The following is a 16,168-nucleotide window of genomic DNA, read 5'->3' as shown; positions in this document are numbered from 1 at the left end:
TTGAGGTATTTTAAGGAAGTAAAAAAGGAGCAGTTATGAAGTCACTATCAGAAACATGGTTTGCAGAAGGGTTCATTGATTTTGAATTAAAGAAGTATACACTGCTTGCATATCTACAAGAGGTAAACAAATACTTTAATGAAAACAAGCTTTACCCACAATTAGCCGACGTCATTTTTCACTACAACAACATTGTTGCTTTCAGGGAAAACAAGAAGTATTTGCAGGAGCATTTTCCTAAGCAACTAACGGATGTAAATATGCAAAAGCTGCAACTGGTGTACGAGCAAATGATAGAAGATGACGAACTGATGAAAGAGTTGGAAGATATCATCCAATATTCAGCGACAAAAATAAGAGGCACCATAGAAGCAGGTACGGAGATCTATGAATTTGTTGAGTCAAATCTTTCTATTGAACCTGTAGGCCTTCTTCCACTTGATGTAAATGAAGGATACCTGTTGATGAAAGACAGCCGCTACAACGACACGATCGTTTACCAATACCGGCTTACCATTTTTGAAAAACACGATGAGAGATACAGGGGCATACGTACTGACTACATACAGCAGTGGCGTAGAACAATCAGCAATTCGCCGGAGAATATTAAGCGCATGCTAATAAAAGAAAGGAAGGAACTGCCTAACCCGGCAGTGTATCATATAGAAAGTAAACTTGCCTATCCACTGGAAGAAACTTTACTACCTATAGCCAAACGATCTTTTGTAAAATACCTGGCAAAAGAAGAAGGTGCTAGCTAATGGATGTTCCTTTTTTGCGGCTTCTTACCACCCGCATCATCTGTAGTACCACGGCACCAAGTATAAGCGCAAAGCCAAGGTAAAACCCATCACTCAGGTACTTGTTTTCTTTATACACAACAAAAGCCAGGATGATACCATATACAGGCTCAAGGTTGATGGTGAGGTTTTGTGTAAATGCAGAAACCTTTTGCAAAGCCTGCAACGATAAATCCATTGCTAAAATGGTGCACAGCCAGCTCAACAGGAACAACCACATCCAATCGCTGCTGGTAGGCAATAACTGCTTAGTAGGAAATGCCCACAGGTAAAAAGGCATAGCCAGTGACAGTAAAAGAATTCCCCCACTCAGCTCGTATAGCATCATGGTTTTGGGTGCTGTAAACGAAACCTGGTTCTTGTTTAAGATGGAGAAAATGCAACTGAGCAAAGTACAGATCAAGCCTAATATGATGCCGGTGCTATAGTGTGGATCGAAATGAAAGATGAGGTAAATACCTGCTATACCTATCAGCCCAAGCAATATTTCAATTGGAACAAATTTCTTCCGTGTCATTACCGGTTCCAATAAAGCGGTAAATAAACCTGCTGAGGATAGACAGGTTAGTGCTATGGAAACGTTAGCATATTTGATACTGCCATAGAAGAAGCACCAGTGCAATGCTATCAGGCCACCAATACCAAATAACTGCATCCGCTGCCTGCGTGGCACCGTTTCCAGTTCTCCCTTTACCCGCATCAAAACATACAATGAAACTACCGTTATGAGAATGCGGTACCATACCAGCAAACCTTCATTAAGGGATATTAATCTTCCCAACACTCCTGTAAAACCCCATAAGAACACCGCTGCATGCAGCTTTACCAACGCCTGTTTCATAAAGGCCGCAAAGATGGCACTATTAGCATACACAGCAATTGCTATAAATCAATTAGCCGCAGTTTGACAAGATTATAACGAACGAGAAGTAATAGGATTAGATAAAAGAGAATTAAACTGTAACAGGCTCAGATGCTTTTTTTACCCGGTTGCGATAGTTTTTAAAGAGGCTTTGCCATTGGATCTTAAGCACACCCAGCACACCTTCTTTCAATATGCCTTTGTTCATTTTAGAAGAACCATGTTTGCGGTCAATAAAAGTAATAGGCACTTCTTTAATCTTGAAACCAAGTTTCCACGAAGCAAATTTCATTTCTATTTGGAATGCATAACCAACGAACTTGATTTCATTAAGGTTGATCGTTTCCAACACTTCTCGTTTATAGCAAACAAAACCAGCGGTAGGATCGTTAACCGGCATCCATGTAATGAGCTTTGTATACATAGCGCCGCCTTTGCTATAGAACCGCCTGTCCCAAGGCCAGTTCTCAATTTTTCCACCGGGAACATAGCGGCTACCTACGGCTACGTCGCCACCTTCATGTTTACATGCATTATACAATCGTATAAGGTCTGTAGGCCGATGCGAGAAATCGGCATCCATTTCGAAGATGTAGTTATAGCCTTTGTGGATGCTCCACCTAAAACCGTGGATGTAAGCGGTACCTAAACCTAGTTTGCCTTTACGCTCTTCAAGAAATAGCTGACCAGCATAATTAACCTGCAGTTCTTTTACGATTTGTGCTGTGCCATCTGGTGAACCATCGTCAATCACCAATACATGAAAATCTTGCTGTAGCGAAAATATAGCGTCCAGTATGTTCGCAATATTTTCCTTCTCGTTGTAAGTAGGTATAATAACTATTTTTTCCAAAGAGGTTCAGCAGGTTTTGAGAGAGCCGAAAATACAATATTACCGCCTAGTGCAATAACCTTTTATTGAAGATAATATACCGTTACACTTTCTTTAACAGTGCGCGGTTCATGATCTCTGTAAGTTTTTGTTTGGTATGCATAGGAAAGTCACCTTTCATCATCCAATCGTAGTATTGAGGCTCCATGCGCAATACATCTTCTACAGGCCTTCCTTTGTGCTTTCCAAAGTTGAAAACTTCTTTACAATCTACTTTTATGAACCTGCGTGCAAAGTCTACAAAGTCTTCTTCGCCGCAGAATTTACAGATAGCTTCCAGCGTGGAACCAATTTCAGGATAACGCTCTACCTGTGCGCACAATATTTCAAACGTAGCCAATGCATCTGCCTCGGCACCATGCGCTCCTTCTAATATTTTATTGCAGTAAAATTTATAGGCTGCACTTAATGTCCGCTGCTCCATCAGGTGAAACACGCGCTGTACATCTATTAGTTTACGTCCGTCTACAGAAAAATCCTGCCCTGCTCTTAGAAATTCTTCAACCAACAATGGTATATCAAAACGATTACTGTTATAACCAGCAAGATCAGATCCATCAATGAACTGCCTTACTTCGTTTGCCACCTGCCTGAAAGTTGGTGCATCCTTCACCATCTCGTTGGTTATACCATGCACATCACTTGCACCTTTAGGTATAGGCATCTCCGGGTTAATAAGCTTACGCTTTACCTGGCGCTGACCATCAGTTGAAACTTTTACTATGGCAATTTCTACTATACGATCTGTAGCTAAATTGGTACCTGTAGTTTCAAGATCAATAACGGCTATAGGCCGGTCTAACTGTAATTTCATGTTTTTGCGGGTTTACTTGGCTACTGCATTTGCAATAGCATTTACATCTAATCCATCATAATTGCCACTACTCATAAACACAAGTGTGGCGTTGGTATACTCCTGCTTTTGAAGCCAGGCTTCCAGTGTTTCTCTGTCAGTTATAACCTCAAGTCCTTCCTTATTAAAACCTTTCTCTACTACTTTCTTTGGCAGAGGTGGCATTCTTTTCAGTTCCAGTGCATGCTGCGAGTAAAAAACAACCGCGGCATCGGCTTTATCCATAGCACCTTCATACTCGCTCATAAAGTTTTCATTCAGGCTACTGAAGGTATGTAGCTCCAGTACGGCTACCAGTTTCCTGCCTGGAAATTGTTGCTTAACTGCTTCTATGGTTGCTTTAACCTTGCTGGGTGCATGGGCAAAATCACGGTAAACAGTTGTGGTACCAGTTTCCGCTATTTTTTCTAACCGCTTGCTGGCACCTGTAAAACTGCTGATTGCCGTTACAAAGGTGGCGGTATCTACCCCTAATTCATTGCAAACATGATATGCAGCATGAAGATTTAACAGGTTGTGGTCGCCAAAAACCTGCAAAGGCTGGCTGCTACCTTCAATGGTGATGATGGTTTTCCCGTTGGCTATTTCATGCCCGGGAACTGCATACGGCTGGTATCGTATGTCGTCTCGCTTATTTTCCTGCACCAGTTTAGTGAGCACAGGATCAGTTTCGTTGAATATGAGGATGCCACCTTTTTCGATCTTATTGATAAAGATGACAAACTGCTCCAGGTAAAATTCCCAAGTTGGAAATACATTGATATGATCCCAGGCTATGCCGGTAAGAATAGCAATATGTGGAAACAGGAAGTGAAACTTTGGACGTTTCTCAATTGCACTCGCCGGGTATTCATCGCCTTCACACACTATCACCGGTGCATCTGTTATGTTCACCGATTGGTCAAAACCCTCCAGTCTCGCCCCTACCAGGTAATCAAATTCCTTTTGTGCAATTTTTAACACGTGCATGATCATGCTGGTTGTGGTGGTTTTGCCGTGGCTTCCACCCACTACTACCCGTGTCTTTTGTTGGCTTTCTTTAAAGATATACTCAGGGAACGAGTAAATAGGAAGCTGCATTTCCCTTGCCTTAACCAGCTCAGGATTATCATCTTTTGCATGCATTCCCAATATGATAGCATCAATATCCGGGATTATAAGATCTGGTTGCCAGCCCATTTTTCCAGGCAATAAACCTTCATTCTTCAGGTTGGTGCAACTAGGTTCAAATATTTCATCGTCTGTACCTGAAACCTTGTAACCCTTTCTTTTGAGCGCAATAGCAAGCTGGTGCATCACGCTTCCTCCTATGGATATAAAGTGAACTTTCATTAATATTGTAGCTTCAAAAATATCGGTGCAAAATAACCGTTTATTTGTCGTAATAATCTCAAGTATGAAAAAGACATTCATCGTAATTATCCTTCTTGCATTTACCCTTGCATTAGTTTCTTCATGTGTATCTCGCAGAGGTGGTTGCCCTTCTCATAACCCACGCTACTTCCGTGCATAGGCACGTTTTTAGTACGCTTTTGAAGAGAAACATCTAAATCATGAATTGGATTCCGCTAACCGATGAAAGTCAGTTGCAGGATATTGTTCTTAAATCGAACAGTAAGCCGCAAGTGATATTTAAGCATAGTACCAGGTGCAGCATTAGCAGCATGGCTAAAAGCAGACTCGAGAGAAGCAGCGTACCTGAAGATGCAGATTTTTATTATCTAGACCTTATAGCCTACAGGAACATAAGTAATAAGATAGCCCAGGATTTTAATGTTTACCACGAAAGTCCGCAGGTGCTTGTTATCCGCAACGGCGAATGTGTTTACGATGAAAGCCATGGATCTATTGATATGGAAGAAATCCGTGAACAGGTAACTATATAGCCTGCTACCTATAATCATACTAAGCATCCAACCGGATGCTTTTTTTGTGCCCTTTGAAGAGTAAATTCACTCCTTAATTACCTGCAATGACAATAACTCTTTTTGGCGCTACCGGCATGGTTGGAAAATACATTGTTCGCAAAGCACTGGCGCAGGGCCATACTATAAAGGCCTTTGGGCGAAATGTACAATCGCTTATAGATGCGGACTTGCGAAACACAAAACTGGTGGCGGTTAAAGGATATGTTTTTGATGAAGGCGATGTATATAAAGCTATCCAGGGAAGTGATATGGTTATATCAGTTTTAGGTGGCGCTTTTAATGGCAAAGACAAGTCAAGGTCGTTAGGCATCAAGAATATAGTGGCCCAAATGAAGCGGGCACAAGTAAAAAGGATAGTAGCTCTCGGCGGTAAAGGAATTTTGCTTTCTGAAAATGATGAGTTGCTGCTTGACCTCCCGGATTATCCTGAAGAATACTTACCCGTAGGCAAGGAACACCTGCAGGCGTATTTATACCTTAAAGAAAGTGACTTGGATTGGACCATCATTGGTGCACCAAATTTGGTGGATGAAGATGGCTCCGGCCATTATACCACAAGTAGTGAATATCCTCCCCAACCAGACAATGGTTTTATACGTGCCGGCGACCTTGCTGAATTCATGCTAAAAGAGGCAACCGCAAATAATTACCTGCAACAACGGGTAGGTATTTCTACTGTATCATAGATCAGCAAATTTTTTCAGGAAGTTACCTGCCACCTACTCTTTACTCGCCTTCTCATCCATCGGCAGCATGCCAGAAACAACTTCCTCATGGCAAAGTTATTGATGCTTCTGCATCTTGTATTTGGAAGCTGCTAAACCTATTGATGCAGCCTCCATTATATATGCATTGCTGCCTTATACTCAGATCATTTAACCAATCTTACAAAGAAACACATGAACAAGCATCGATTTATGTTTGCTACGGGTATAGAAAATAGTTATCCCAACATTACCTTACCAGATGGCACCATCAAACGAGTAGATGAGATGGAAAAGACCGGGCACTACAAGTATTGGAAAGAGGATTTTGCCCTTGTAAAAGAATCGGGAATGGATTACCTGCGTTATGGTCCTCCGTACTACCGCGCTCATGTGGGACCAGGGCAGTACGACTGGAGTTTTTCTGACGATGCTTTCAAGGAACTGGAAAGGCTGGAAATAACCACCATTGTAGACCTTTGTCATTTTGGTGTACCCGATTGGATTGGTGATTTTCAAAACCTGGACTGGCCGGAATATTTTGCTGAGTACGCGTATGAATTTGCGAAACGTTATCCGCACCTACAGTACTATACGCCGGTAAATGAAATTTTCATTGCCGCTATGTTCTCCGGCCAGTATGGCTGGTGGAATGAATGTAAGACCAGTGACCACACTTATGTGACGGCTCTTAAAAATCTTTGTAAGGCAAATGCCCTGGCGATGCTGGCTATCAAAAAGGTTCGTCCTGATGCCATTTTTGTGCAAAGTGAATCAAGCGAATATTTCCACGCAGAACATCCAGGAGTAAGGCCACTTGCTGATTTCCTGAACAAAAAACGCTTCTTATCGCTCGATCTTACTTATGGGCATGAACTGGATGTGACTATGTACAAGTACCTGCTGGACCATGGCATGACAGAGAAAGAGTATAACTGGTTCATCGATCAAAGACTGAAGAAGCAGTGCAATTGCATCATGGGTAATGACTACTACATTACCAACGAACATATGGTGCATGAAAACGGAAGCACCTCGCCGTCAGGAGAAGTGTTTGGCTATTATGTGATAACGCACCAATACTTCCGCCGGTACAAACTGCCGGTGATGCATACAGAAACCAATATAACCGAACCACTGTCAGTACACTGGCTAAAAAAACAATGGGCAAACGTATATAGGCTAAAACAAGATGGCGTACCTATTCTTGGTTTTACGTGGTACAGCCTGATAGACCAGGTAGACTGGGATAGCGCGTTGCGCAATGACGCAGGCAACATCAACTCGCTGGGCATGTACGATCTTGATAGAAAAATTCGGCCACTTGGAAGGGAATACATCAACCTTATCAAACAATGGAAAGATGTATTGGACACAGAGGGTTATGGAGTTCCTTTAGTATAAATAAAGTCAATTTTCATGTACAGGGAAATGCGGGATCGGCTGCATTTCCCTGTTCTTTTTTACCGCATTTTGTGCCAGAGATGCAGGAGCGTGAATGGCAATAACTACTTTCGCTTTTTGCTACTACTATGAACTACCAGCAAACGCTCGAATACCTGTTTACCCGCCTGCCTATGTATAGCCGCATAGGGGCAGCTGCTTATAAAGAAGATCTTACCAACACCATCACGCTCTGCAATGCGGTTGGAAACCCGCAAAACAGTTTCAAATCCATTCATATAGCAGGCACCAATGGCAAAGGTTCCACAAGCCATATGCTTGCAGCTATTTTACAATCTGCAGGTTATAAAACAGGCCTCTACACCTCTCCTCATCTAAAAGATTTTAGGGAACGCATCAAGATCGATGGTAAAGAAATAGAAGAAGATTTTGTTGTAGAATTTACTCATAGACTACAGCCGCTGATGGAGGAGATAGAGCCTTCTTTTTTTGAAATAACAGTGGCAATGGCTTTTAAATATTTTAAGCAACAGCAAATAGATATAGCAGTGATAGAAGTTGGATTGGGAGGCCGGCTCGACAGTACCAATATCATTACGCCTGAAGTGTCTGTCATTACCAATATAGGGATGGATCACATGAATATGCTGGGAGATACAATTGAAAAAATAGCATCGGAAAAAGCAGGGATAATCAAACCTAATATACCTGCAGTTATTGGAGAAACAACAGAAAAAACAAAACCTGTTTTCATAGATAAGGCTGCTACTGTTGGCGCTCCTGTTTCCTTTGCATCGGAAGCAAGATGGGTAAATGATTGGGCGCATGAAAAGCACCAACTGGTAGCTACTGTCGCACATCATCAACTCGATAGCGACAGGCAAACCTACAGTCTCGACCTTACTGGCATTTACCAGTTAAAGAACCTGCTGACAGTTTTAGAAACAGTACATGTATTAAAACAGCAGGGATGGAAGATTGAAGAGGAACATGTAAAACATGGACTGGCGCATGTAAAAAAACTAACCGGCCTTCATGGCAGGTGGGAAGTAGTGCACCAGCATCCAACTGTAGTGCTGGACGTAGGCCATAACGAAGATGGAGTAAAACAAATAGTGCAGCAACTGGAACATGAGACGTTTCATAAGCTGCATATTGTAATAGGTATGGTAAAAGATAAAGAGATTGAAAAAGTGCTGAGCCTGCTACCAACCCACGCTACCTATTATTTTACCAAAGCAAGTATTCCTCGTGCATTACCTGAAGATGAATTAGCATCACAGGCTGCGAAGTACAACCTGCATGGGCAAACATTCCCGGAAGTAAATGCAGCCGTTCAGCATGCCTTAGCACATGCACATAAAGATGATCTTATACTGGTATGTGGAAGTGTGTTTGTGGTAGGAGAAGTAGAAATTTAGGCGGTTGGGCTTTAGAGATTAGGCTTTAGATGATAGATTAAGCATGATTCTGGATACTCGATACTAGATCGATGATGACGTTTTAGCTACGAGAAACCAGAAACTAGCCTACACCAATCCGCAATCGAAAATCTAAAATCTTCAATTAGAAAGCGTACCTGATCTTGCAGTAAGGCATCTTTTCATGCACCATATCTACCAGCGTATCTACTAAATCCTTTTTCAATCCTCTTTTGTACCTCACATTGCGGCCACCGGTCTGGCTATATTTTACTTCTTGTATATCCGGTTGCCACAGCACCTCTTCAGCCTTAGGATGCCAGCCCATATTTACTTCGTGTAGTTGTTCGTTGTGGGTAAGAAAAATGATCTCTGCCACCATTTGCTTTTTGGCTTTATCATTCACCTTATCATTTATCTCATCTATCAGTATATGCCAGTCATCCTGCCAACCTTCATAATAAATAACCGGTGAGAAATTCACATTCACCTCGTATCCTGCGTCCACAAAATCATTGATCACATCTATCCTGTCGCTGATGGGTGATGTGCGCACATCCACCAGCTTGCTCATCTTATGCGGCATCAGGCTAAAACGAATGCGTGTTTTATGCTGCGGATCATAGGTAAGCATTTCACGGTTTACGAATTTAGTAGCGAAGGTCAGCTTAGCATTGGGTATTTCTTTAAAGAGGTTCATCATATCCTTCACATTATCACAGATGCCTGCGTCTGCTGAGCAGTCACCATTCTCCCCTATTTCGTACACCCAATACTTATCATCTACATGATCCGGCTGCAGCAGTGGCCCTTGCTTAGCGGCATGACGGCGCAGGTAATTACATATTTGCTCAATGTTTACAAAAATGCTGATTGGGTTAGCATAACCTTTTCTCCGAGGGACATAACAATATGAGCACGACATGGTACAACCATTGCTTTGCGACGGTGCCACCCAATGCGAACTGCGTGAATTAGGGCGTGCAGCCAGTGACTTCTTCACACCCAACACCAGCACGTTCTTTTTGATCTTTGTCCAATCTTCTATACTTCCTGCAAAACCATGCAGCTCAGGAATTTTCCAATGCGAAGGCACTTCTATCAAGTTAGCACCTGGATATTTTGCAAGGATATCCAAACCACGCTGGTACTTCCTTATCTCCGGTTCCAGGTATATCTCCTTTATGTTCAAAAGATCATCGATGGTCTTGTTGTGTAGCATGTAGAAGTATGGTTACTGGGAATAAAAACAGATAGCGGAGCAATAGCTAACAGCTATGCATCCGCTATCAATAGAACAACAATCAACTACTTTGAATGTTTGGTCCGGCTTCTAATAACAAAGAAAGCAGTAACAGCCGCTGTGGCAGCAGCCGCAATGGCAGCGTTGGTAAGCATTCCTTTGCGGTTGTGTTCCCATTCTGCTTTCCATCCCCGTTCTTTTACAACGTTAGGAAAATGGCCATGCAGCAGGTCATCAATCATTCCTTCCCATACATTTATTCTATCGGCCAGTATCAATGGTAGCCAGTGGCCCCAGCTGCCTTCACCATATTTAAATGCTTGCCGCCTGATCATGCCACTAAGTCCGCTGGGAGGTGTAGATGTACCAAATACAGCTGATACAGTTGGCCGTTCATTCGAGTGCAATACTTCTATGTCTACCGGCTGCTGCGGCGGCCGTTCGTAATTCAATCTTTTATGATCGTCACCATTCCATTCTTTCATTGGATAAGTAGGATCATTTTCAGGATTGGCATCTATGCCCCATCCTGGTATATGTGCAAATTTGCTTTCCAGATTTTCCATAATTAATAGTTTATGCTCTCGCAGTTGAAGGAATGAGAACAGGCTTGATGATACCATCCAGCTTACGTGAAAACAGGTGGTAACCTTCAGCTACCTCTTCCAATGGTATACGATGCGTAATCATCTCTTTTGGACTGATTACACCATTTTTCACATGCTCTATCAAACGTGGCAACATACGCTTCACCGATGCCTGGTTAGCACGAATGGTAATGCCTTTGTTAACTACGTTCCCTATCGGTACCAGGTTGCCTGTAGGACCATATACACCCACTATAGAAACGATACCACCTTTCTTTACTGAATTAATAGCCCAATGAAGTGCAGTAGCGGAGCCAGCTTGCAGCAACATCTTTCTTCCGGTAAGTGTTTGCAGTGCACTACCTGCGGCCTCACAGCCCACAGCATCTATACAAACATCTGCGCCGTACCAGCCTGTTTCCTTTTTCAGAAATACAACCGGATCGCTAAGCGACAAGAAATTGTACGCTTCGCAAAAAGCAAACTTCCGTGCAAACTCTAGCCTGTACTCGTAATGATCGATAATGATTACACGTGCCGCACCAAACAACCATGCACATCGAGCAGCCATGATACCTACAGGCCCGGCACCAAATACCACCACTGTATCGCCTTTGCGAATACCACCCATTTCTGCGGCCTGGTAGCCGGTAGGAAATACGTCAGTAAGCATCACTGCATCGTCAGGATCCATCCAGTCGGGAATTACTTCAGGACTTACATCGGCATATGGCACACGCACATATTCAGCCTGTCCGCCATCGTAACCGCCGGCAGTATGCGAGTAGCCAAATATGCCTCCTACAGCTGTGGATTGCGAGTTGGATTCATGACAGTTGCCATACAGCTTTTGATTACAAAAATTACAGGTACCACAGGCCACGTTAAATGGCACCAACACCTTATCTCCTACTTTGAGTTTCTTTACATCAGCACCTACTTCTTCCACCACACCTATAAACTCGTGGCCGAACGTCATACCTACACGGGTGTCGGGCACCAGGCCATGATACAGGTGAAGGTCAGATCCACAGATACAAGAACGGGTAACTCGTACAATGGCATCACCAGGATGCTTGATCTCAGGGTATGGTTTCCTGTCGGCCCTTACCCTGAAAGGCCCGCGAAAGTTCATTGCAATCATAGACATCAGTTTATTTTTTAACTTGTAAAACTTCTTCACCTGTAATTACAACCAGGCTCACCAGTAGCTGATACCGGTATAGAAGCAATTGTTGTAAGAGCTATAAAAACTATACCTATAGCAAATAGTTATAATAGACCTTAAGCGATAATGTTTATTGGCAGCAAGGAGATAGAAGGCATCTATATAAATCTACATCCTCTTCAACCATGTGGTGATAAACAAAAGAATAATACAGCTGCACTTAAACATTCTATTTCATTCTCAGTCTCGAGAACTACAGCCAAAACAAAATGAAAAAATATTACCTGAACATGTTCGCAGCCATGTTGCTTAGTTGTGCTGCGCTATCTCTCTCCTACAGCCAGGAAATCAAAGCGTCAAAAGAAGAAGAATGTATTGATGACTTATGTGTAATCCCTAAAACAAATGAAGGTGGCGAACAAGTATTTGGTGTTGTGGCTCCTGTTGGTCATCATGCAGTGAAAATGATAACCCAGGCACCACGCTTGAATACTTTGGAAGGAAAAACCATTGCACTTGTAGGCGGAAGCTTCAATACCTCTATCACACATGCTGAATTGAAACATTTGATCTTACAAAGATATCCTACAGCAAAGGTGTATGTACTATCGGAGGTGGGATCAGCCGGACAGTATTATGCACAGAGCCGGCAGGTGAGAACCTTCCAAAGTAAACTAAAGGAATTGGGTGTTGACGCCATTATCTCTGGAAACGCAGGATGCGGTATCTGTACACTGAAAGAAGTGGGAAACTGTATAGCCGCCGAATATATTGGCATTCCCGCAGTTACAGTGGGTGCTCCCACTTTTGTCAAACAAATAAATTCTACAAGCGTAAACCAGGGCGTGCCGGCGCCACGATCAGCTGTATATCCCGGTGCATTCTCGGCGCATACGAGGGAAGAACTTATTGAGAATGCCAGGAAAGTTCTCTTTTCTCAAATCATAGAAGCACTGACAAAACCTATTACCGCGGAAGAAATAGCTCAACACAGCAAAGCCGGGATGGTTGAGCCGAAAGAATATGTATTTACCGGCTCTTACAACGAAGTGAATACTTTTTTTATGGACAATCGCTGGTCGGATGGACTGCCCATAGTTCCGCCCACCAAAGAAAGGATTGAGGAATTTCTTAATTATACTGATTATGCATGGGACCATGTTATTGGTGTAATTCCACCAGGGCAAAGGAAAACGCTGGTTTGGCATGTTGCAGCCAATGGCGTCATGGCAGGCTGCCCACCAGAGTTTATGCCCTTGCTGATTGCCTATACAAGAGCTCTGAGCAATGGAGACTTCAGGCGCCCTTTGGCCAGCACGCATGGCTGGACACCCTACGGCTGGATTAACGGACCAGTGGCAAGGCAGTTGGGTATCGACGCAGGACAAGGCATGATCAGCGAACCCAAAAACATGATGCTTGGCCGGTTTATCAACCTTGCGATGCTGAACCTTGGCGGCTATAACGTGAAAGAAAACCGGATGGGAACCTTCGGTTACCTTACACCATGGACATTTACAGAGGACGAAGAGGCATGCCTGCGTATTGGCTGGCAGCCTTACCATGTGCAAAAAGGATTTGGCCTGAATCAAAATACGCTGACAGCAGGCTCAGCGCTTATGTGGGGCAATAATCTTACACCTGCAACACCAGACCCTGGAAAGATAATGGAGCTAGTAGCGTGGGATATAACTGAAAAGCAGCAGAACGCATTGGGCGCAACTAACCCTACAGTTCATCGCACCATATTTATTACCGAGTTTGTAGCACGTGACCTTGCTAAAAAATATGCATCGAAAGATAGCCTTGAGTATGACTTGATAAAAACCGCAAGAAGACCTGCATATATGCGTGCTTATGCCAACTACTGGGCAAATCCCGGCAGCCAGCAATTCGACAGGTATACATTTAATCAATACCTCGCCAATACCATTCGCAGGGAAAAAGCCGAATTAACTAATCTGCCACCATGGTTTCCTCCGCAGGCCAATGGCGAAACTAAGACGCAAACAGTAGCTGTAATGGAAGCGGGAATGACGCCTATACTTGTAACGGGTGACCGCAACCGCAACAAAGTGCAGGTGATGCCGGGTGGCGCCTATGTTACCATACAAATTGAACTTCCAAAAAACTGGGACGCCTCAATGACAGAACTAGGTTATGCTCCGCTTAGCAGCTTTTACCTGGAACGTTGAAAGTGAATATTGTCCTGACTTTATCAGGAGAAAGCAAAGTCTGAAGTTGTTTGAAGTGAACCAGGATATTAGCTACCCCTGTTGGCTCCGTTGGTAGAGCCATCTTTTGATATTTTAGTTGTTACTTATTTAACCATTTGCACAGGTTAGTTTAAAATCATTTGAAGAGCCGATGGCAGCGGCAACAGGCTTTAACGTGGCCTGCTCATAAGATAATCAACAGTACAAGTGTGCGACGCAACGGCTGATGCCATGAACGTTAACAAGCTGAATGAAAGATCATCAAGGACATGAAAACTTCTTCCACAACAACAATCCTGGAAATATCTGCATAAATGATAATTACTTGAAGCTGGTGGAAGACTATAGAATAATAAACATTCTAAAAAAGCGTTCTCTTCCTACACAAAATCAAGATGATGAAATCAAAACTTTTCTTGCTTGTACTTCTCGTATCGTTGATGGGTACTGTACAATCACAAAAATATCAATCTGAAGAAAGACCAGGTGCTGACGGATTAATAGTAACCTATAACATCACTCATTCTTTCGAACGCGGCGGGCAGGATGCTTTGCTGCTGCACGTAAAGCCTACAGTTGAATCAATTGATAAAATCATTTACCGCAAGAAAACTTATCCTGCGTCACATTTTCCTGAAGACGTTATTCTATCAGTTAATAAGTTTTCGGTTAAGTCACCAGGCATTCATTTTGAGATCTATAACGGCGACAAATTGCTCAAAACTGGCTTTACCCGTGGAGCTGCCAGTAACTTTCCATGGACTATCCTTCTAGATAAAAAAGGGGAAGCAGGCAATTACCAATCTGTTTTGCAAGCAAAAGCTGAGGCAGCCAAAGAGGGTGATGCAATGTTGCGCGCCGGCACCTTAAAATTAAAGATCACAAAAATTGATTTTGTAGGTTCCTATGATGATACAAAAGTGGCAAAGTTCTTAACTGGCAAATAACCTGTTTATGAAGGTCTATAGGGAGCTTGAAGTTTGAGCTATCCCCTTCTTCAAGCTGTTAACTATGGTTCTAAATTAATGAAATACTGTAGGCGTTGTATGACCAGCATCCTGGTGTATACAACGCCTATAGTATTTAGCTATAGCTGGTAAATACAGCTTCAACAATGGCTTAATCCTTTATGGTTGTTATATATGCAATCTGCTTCACTTTCATCTGGACGATTGGGCATTTTACACAAACACTAGAAGATTTTCTTGGGCTGCTTCATCTTTACAATATCAAGAAGGTTGTAGATGTTCGACATTTTTCTGGTTTTCAAACACTTTTTCAGTAATAGACGGTTGGTCTTGTACAACCTTCCTTTTTCGTTTATTAGAAATTATGGCGGCTACAAGCATTGGTATTGAAATCAATAGAACTGAATACCATTTTTCGTGATGTATGAAAGCTATTTTTAGAACAACAGTATTTATAACTAATAACAGTACGAGAAACAACTTAACAGTAGAAGGCTCTTTTACTTCTTGATCAACTTTTTCAATTCTATGTAACATTGCTAGTTTATTTAAAAAGGCTGTAGGAATGCTGAGAGATACAAGCAACAACCTTTAATTAGAAGGAATTAAATTTTCTTACGCACACGATATGTGCCATTTCAACTATTTAAGATCAAGATTGAAGTATGTGCATTTGGATCAGCCTTACTTCTATCTATCTGCTATAACATAAGCTACTATAGATGAGATTGACCACAAAGCAAGAAGCTTGACGACGCAGATTTTGAAAAATAGTTGAAACCAATAAACATCCCCGCCCCGGAGAACTTAGACGGGGATAATAGTTTTAAAGTCCTTGAAACTAGAGTAGTAATACATCGCTGAATTGAAAGGAAGAAACTCAGTGAAAGAGCAGGTAAAACAATTTCGTGTATCCAGTACTGCGTAGTACCTGGAAATTGTAAAATGGTTAATATTAATTGTCTTACCAGACATAACTCAAACTTAACATAAATTTCAATATAAAATTTATTTTAAATAAATTATTATAGCATCAGGATTTATGTGCACCCAACGGATAAGAAAACTACAATCAAAGGCAGTTAAATTGTTTCCCATTAGCAATTTGGTATCTGTCTGTTA

General features: G+C 42.3%; 14 protein-coding genes. 7 read left to right on the top strand and 7 right to left on the bottom strand.

Annotated features, from left to right (window positions below; translation table 11 throughout):
• The first annotated feature begins 35 nt into the window (after positions 1–35).
• On the top strand, positions 36–761 hold the full coding sequence (locus J4N22_RS17740; RefSeq protein ID WP_207496807.1) for a hypothetical protein: 726 nt from the start codon (positions 36–38) through the stop codon (positions 759–761).
• Here the strand turns inward: J4N22_RS17740 and J4N22_RS17735 are convergent.
• From J4N22_RS17735 to J4N22_RS17720, 4 genes are all read right to left on the bottom strand, one after another.
• A complete protein-coding gene (locus J4N22_RS17735) occupies positions 754–1,641 on the bottom strand; it encodes a DMT family transporter (protein WP_207496806.1) in 888 nt (295 codons plus the stop codon). The genes J4N22_RS17740 and J4N22_RS17735 overlap by 8 nt on opposite strands.
• 112 nt (positions 1,642–1,753) lie before the next feature.
• Complete coding sequence (locus tag J4N22_RS17730; protein WP_207496805.1) at positions 1,754–2,515, bottom strand: polyprenol monophosphomannose synthase; 762 nt, start codon at positions 2,513–2,515, stop codon at positions 1,754–1,756.
• Positions 2,516–2,597: 82 nt separating this feature from the next.
• A complete protein-coding gene (locus tag J4N22_RS17725; protein ID WP_207496804.1) occupies positions 2,598–3,368 on the bottom strand; it encodes a 3'-5' exonuclease in 771 nt (256 codons plus the stop codon).
• Positions 3,369–3,380: 12 nt separating this feature from the next.
• Positions 3,381–4,739 (bottom strand): UDP-N-acetylmuramate--L-alanine ligase, encoded by a 1,359-nt coding sequence (locus tag J4N22_RS17720; RefSeq protein WP_207496803.1) that lies wholly within the window; start codon positions 4,737–4,739, stop codon positions 3,381–3,383.
• Positions 4,740–4,960: 221 nt separating this feature from the next.
• Here J4N22_RS17720 and ytxJ point away from each other — a divergent pair, with 221 nt between their 5' ends.
• From ytxJ to J4N22_RS17700, 4 genes are all read left to right on the top strand, one after another.
• Positions 4,961–5,293 (top strand): bacillithiol system redox-active protein YtxJ, encoded by a 333-nt coding sequence (gene ytxJ / locus J4N22_RS17715; protein WP_207496802.1) that lies wholly within the window; start codon positions 4,961–4,963, stop codon positions 5,291–5,293.
• Positions 5,294–5,379: 86 nt separating this feature from the next.
• A complete protein-coding gene (locus J4N22_RS17710) occupies positions 5,380–6,021 on the top strand; it encodes an NAD(P)-dependent oxidoreductase (protein WP_207496801.1) in 642 nt (213 codons plus the stop codon).
• 213 nt (positions 6,022–6,234) lie between these two features.
• On the top strand, positions 6,235–7,443 hold the full coding sequence (locus tag J4N22_RS17705) for a family 1 glycosylhydrolase (RefSeq protein WP_242692272.1): 1,209 nt from the start codon (positions 6,235–6,237) through the stop codon (positions 7,441–7,443).
• A gap of 128 nt (positions 7,444–7,571) precedes the next feature.
• Positions 7,572–8,864, top strand: a complete 1,293-nt coding sequence (locus tag J4N22_RS17700) for a bifunctional folylpolyglutamate synthase/dihydrofolate synthase (RefSeq protein WP_207496800.1) — start codon at positions 7,572–7,574, stop codon at positions 8,862–8,864.
• 145 nt (positions 8,865–9,009) lie between these two features.
• On the opposite strand, the gene J4N22_RS17695 is transcribed toward J4N22_RS17700, so the two are convergent.
• The 3 genes from J4N22_RS17695 to J4N22_RS17685 form a co-directional block, all read right to left on the bottom strand.
• Positions 9,010–10,086 (bottom strand): spore photoproduct lyase family protein, encoded by a 1,077-nt coding sequence (locus tag J4N22_RS17695; RefSeq protein WP_207496799.1) that lies wholly within the window; start codon positions 10,084–10,086, stop codon positions 9,010–9,012.
• Positions 10,087–10,172: 86 nt separating this feature from the next.
• Positions 10,173–10,673, bottom strand: a complete 501-nt coding sequence (locus tag J4N22_RS17690; protein ID WP_207496798.1) for a hypothetical protein — start codon at positions 10,671–10,673, stop codon at positions 10,173–10,175.
• Positions 10,674–10,683: 10 nt separating this feature from the next.
• Positions 10,684–11,844 (bottom strand): zinc-dependent alcohol dehydrogenase, encoded by a 1,161-nt coding sequence (locus tag J4N22_RS17685; RefSeq protein ID WP_242692271.1) that lies wholly within the window; start codon positions 11,842–11,844, stop codon positions 10,684–10,686.
• Between the two features lie 287 nt (positions 11,845–12,131).
• Between J4N22_RS17685 and J4N22_RS17680 the strand changes: the two genes are divergently transcribed.
• Entirely contained in the window at positions 12,132–14,057 is a 1,926-nt protein-coding gene (locus tag J4N22_RS17680; protein WP_207496797.1) for a UGSC family (seleno)protein, read from the top strand.
• Positions 14,058–14,476: 419 nt separating this feature from the next.
• On the top strand, positions 14,477–15,025 hold the full coding sequence (locus tag J4N22_RS17675; protein ID WP_207496796.1) for a hypothetical protein: 549 nt from the start codon (positions 14,477–14,479) through the stop codon (positions 15,023–15,025).
• Positions 15,026–16,168 lie beyond the last annotated feature (1,143 nt).

It is taken from the genome of Aridibaculum aurantiacum (genome assembly GCF_017355875.1).
GTDB classification, from domain to species: Bacteria; Bacteroidota; Bacteroidia; order Chitinophagales; family Chitinophagaceae; genus Segetibacter; species Segetibacter aurantiacus.
The sequence above is the reverse complement of the archived record's forward strand: the minus strand, read 5'-3'. Positions and strand labels throughout refer to the sequence as shown.

Coding starts and splice junctions, on each gene's coding strand:
- J4N22_RS17740 (WP_207496807.1), top strand. CDS start 36: ATGAAGTCACTATCAGAAACATGGTTTGCAGAAGGGTTCATTGATTTT.
- J4N22_RS17735 (WP_207496806.1), bottom strand. CDS start 1,641: ATGAAACAGGCGTTGGTAAAGCTGCATGCAGCGGTGTTCTTATGGGGT.
- J4N22_RS17725 (WP_207496804.1), bottom strand. CDS start 3,368: ATGAAATTACAGTTAGACCGGCCTATAGCCGTTATTGATCTTGAAACT.
- J4N22_RS17720 (WP_207496803.1), bottom strand. CDS start 4,739: ATGAAAGTTCACTTTATATCCATAGGAGGAAGCGTGATGCACCAGCTT.
- ytxJ (WP_207496802.1), top strand. CDS start 4,961: ATGAATTGGATTCCGCTAACCGATGAAAGTCAGTTGCAGGATATTGTT.
- J4N22_RS17710 (WP_207496801.1), top strand. CDS start 5,380: ATGACAATAACTCTTTTTGGCGCTACCGGCATGGTTGGAAAATACATT.
- J4N22_RS17705 (WP_242692272.1), top strand. CDS start 6,235: ATGAACAAGCATCGATTTATGTTTGCTACGGGTATAGAAAATAGTTAT.
- J4N22_RS17700 (WP_207496800.1), top strand. CDS start 7,572: ATGAACTACCAGCAAACGCTCGAATACCTGTTTACCCGCCTGCCTATG.
- J4N22_RS17695 (WP_207496799.1), bottom strand. CDS start 10,086: ATGCTACACAACAAGACCATCGATGATCTTTTGAACATAAAGGAGATA.
- J4N22_RS17690 (WP_207496798.1), bottom strand. CDS start 10,673: ATGGAAAATCTGGAAAGCAAATTTGCACATATACCAGGATGGGGCATA.
- J4N22_RS17685 (WP_242692271.1), bottom strand. CDS start 11,844: ATGTCTATGATTGCAATGAACTTTCGCGGGCCTTTCAGGGTAAGGGCC.
- J4N22_RS17680 (WP_207496797.1), top strand. CDS start 12,132: ATGAAAAAATATTACCTGAACATGTTCGCAGCCATGTTGCTTAGTTGT.
- J4N22_RS17675 (WP_207496796.1), top strand. CDS start 14,477: ATGAAATCAAAACTTTTCTTGCTTGTACTTCTCGTATCGTTGATGGGT.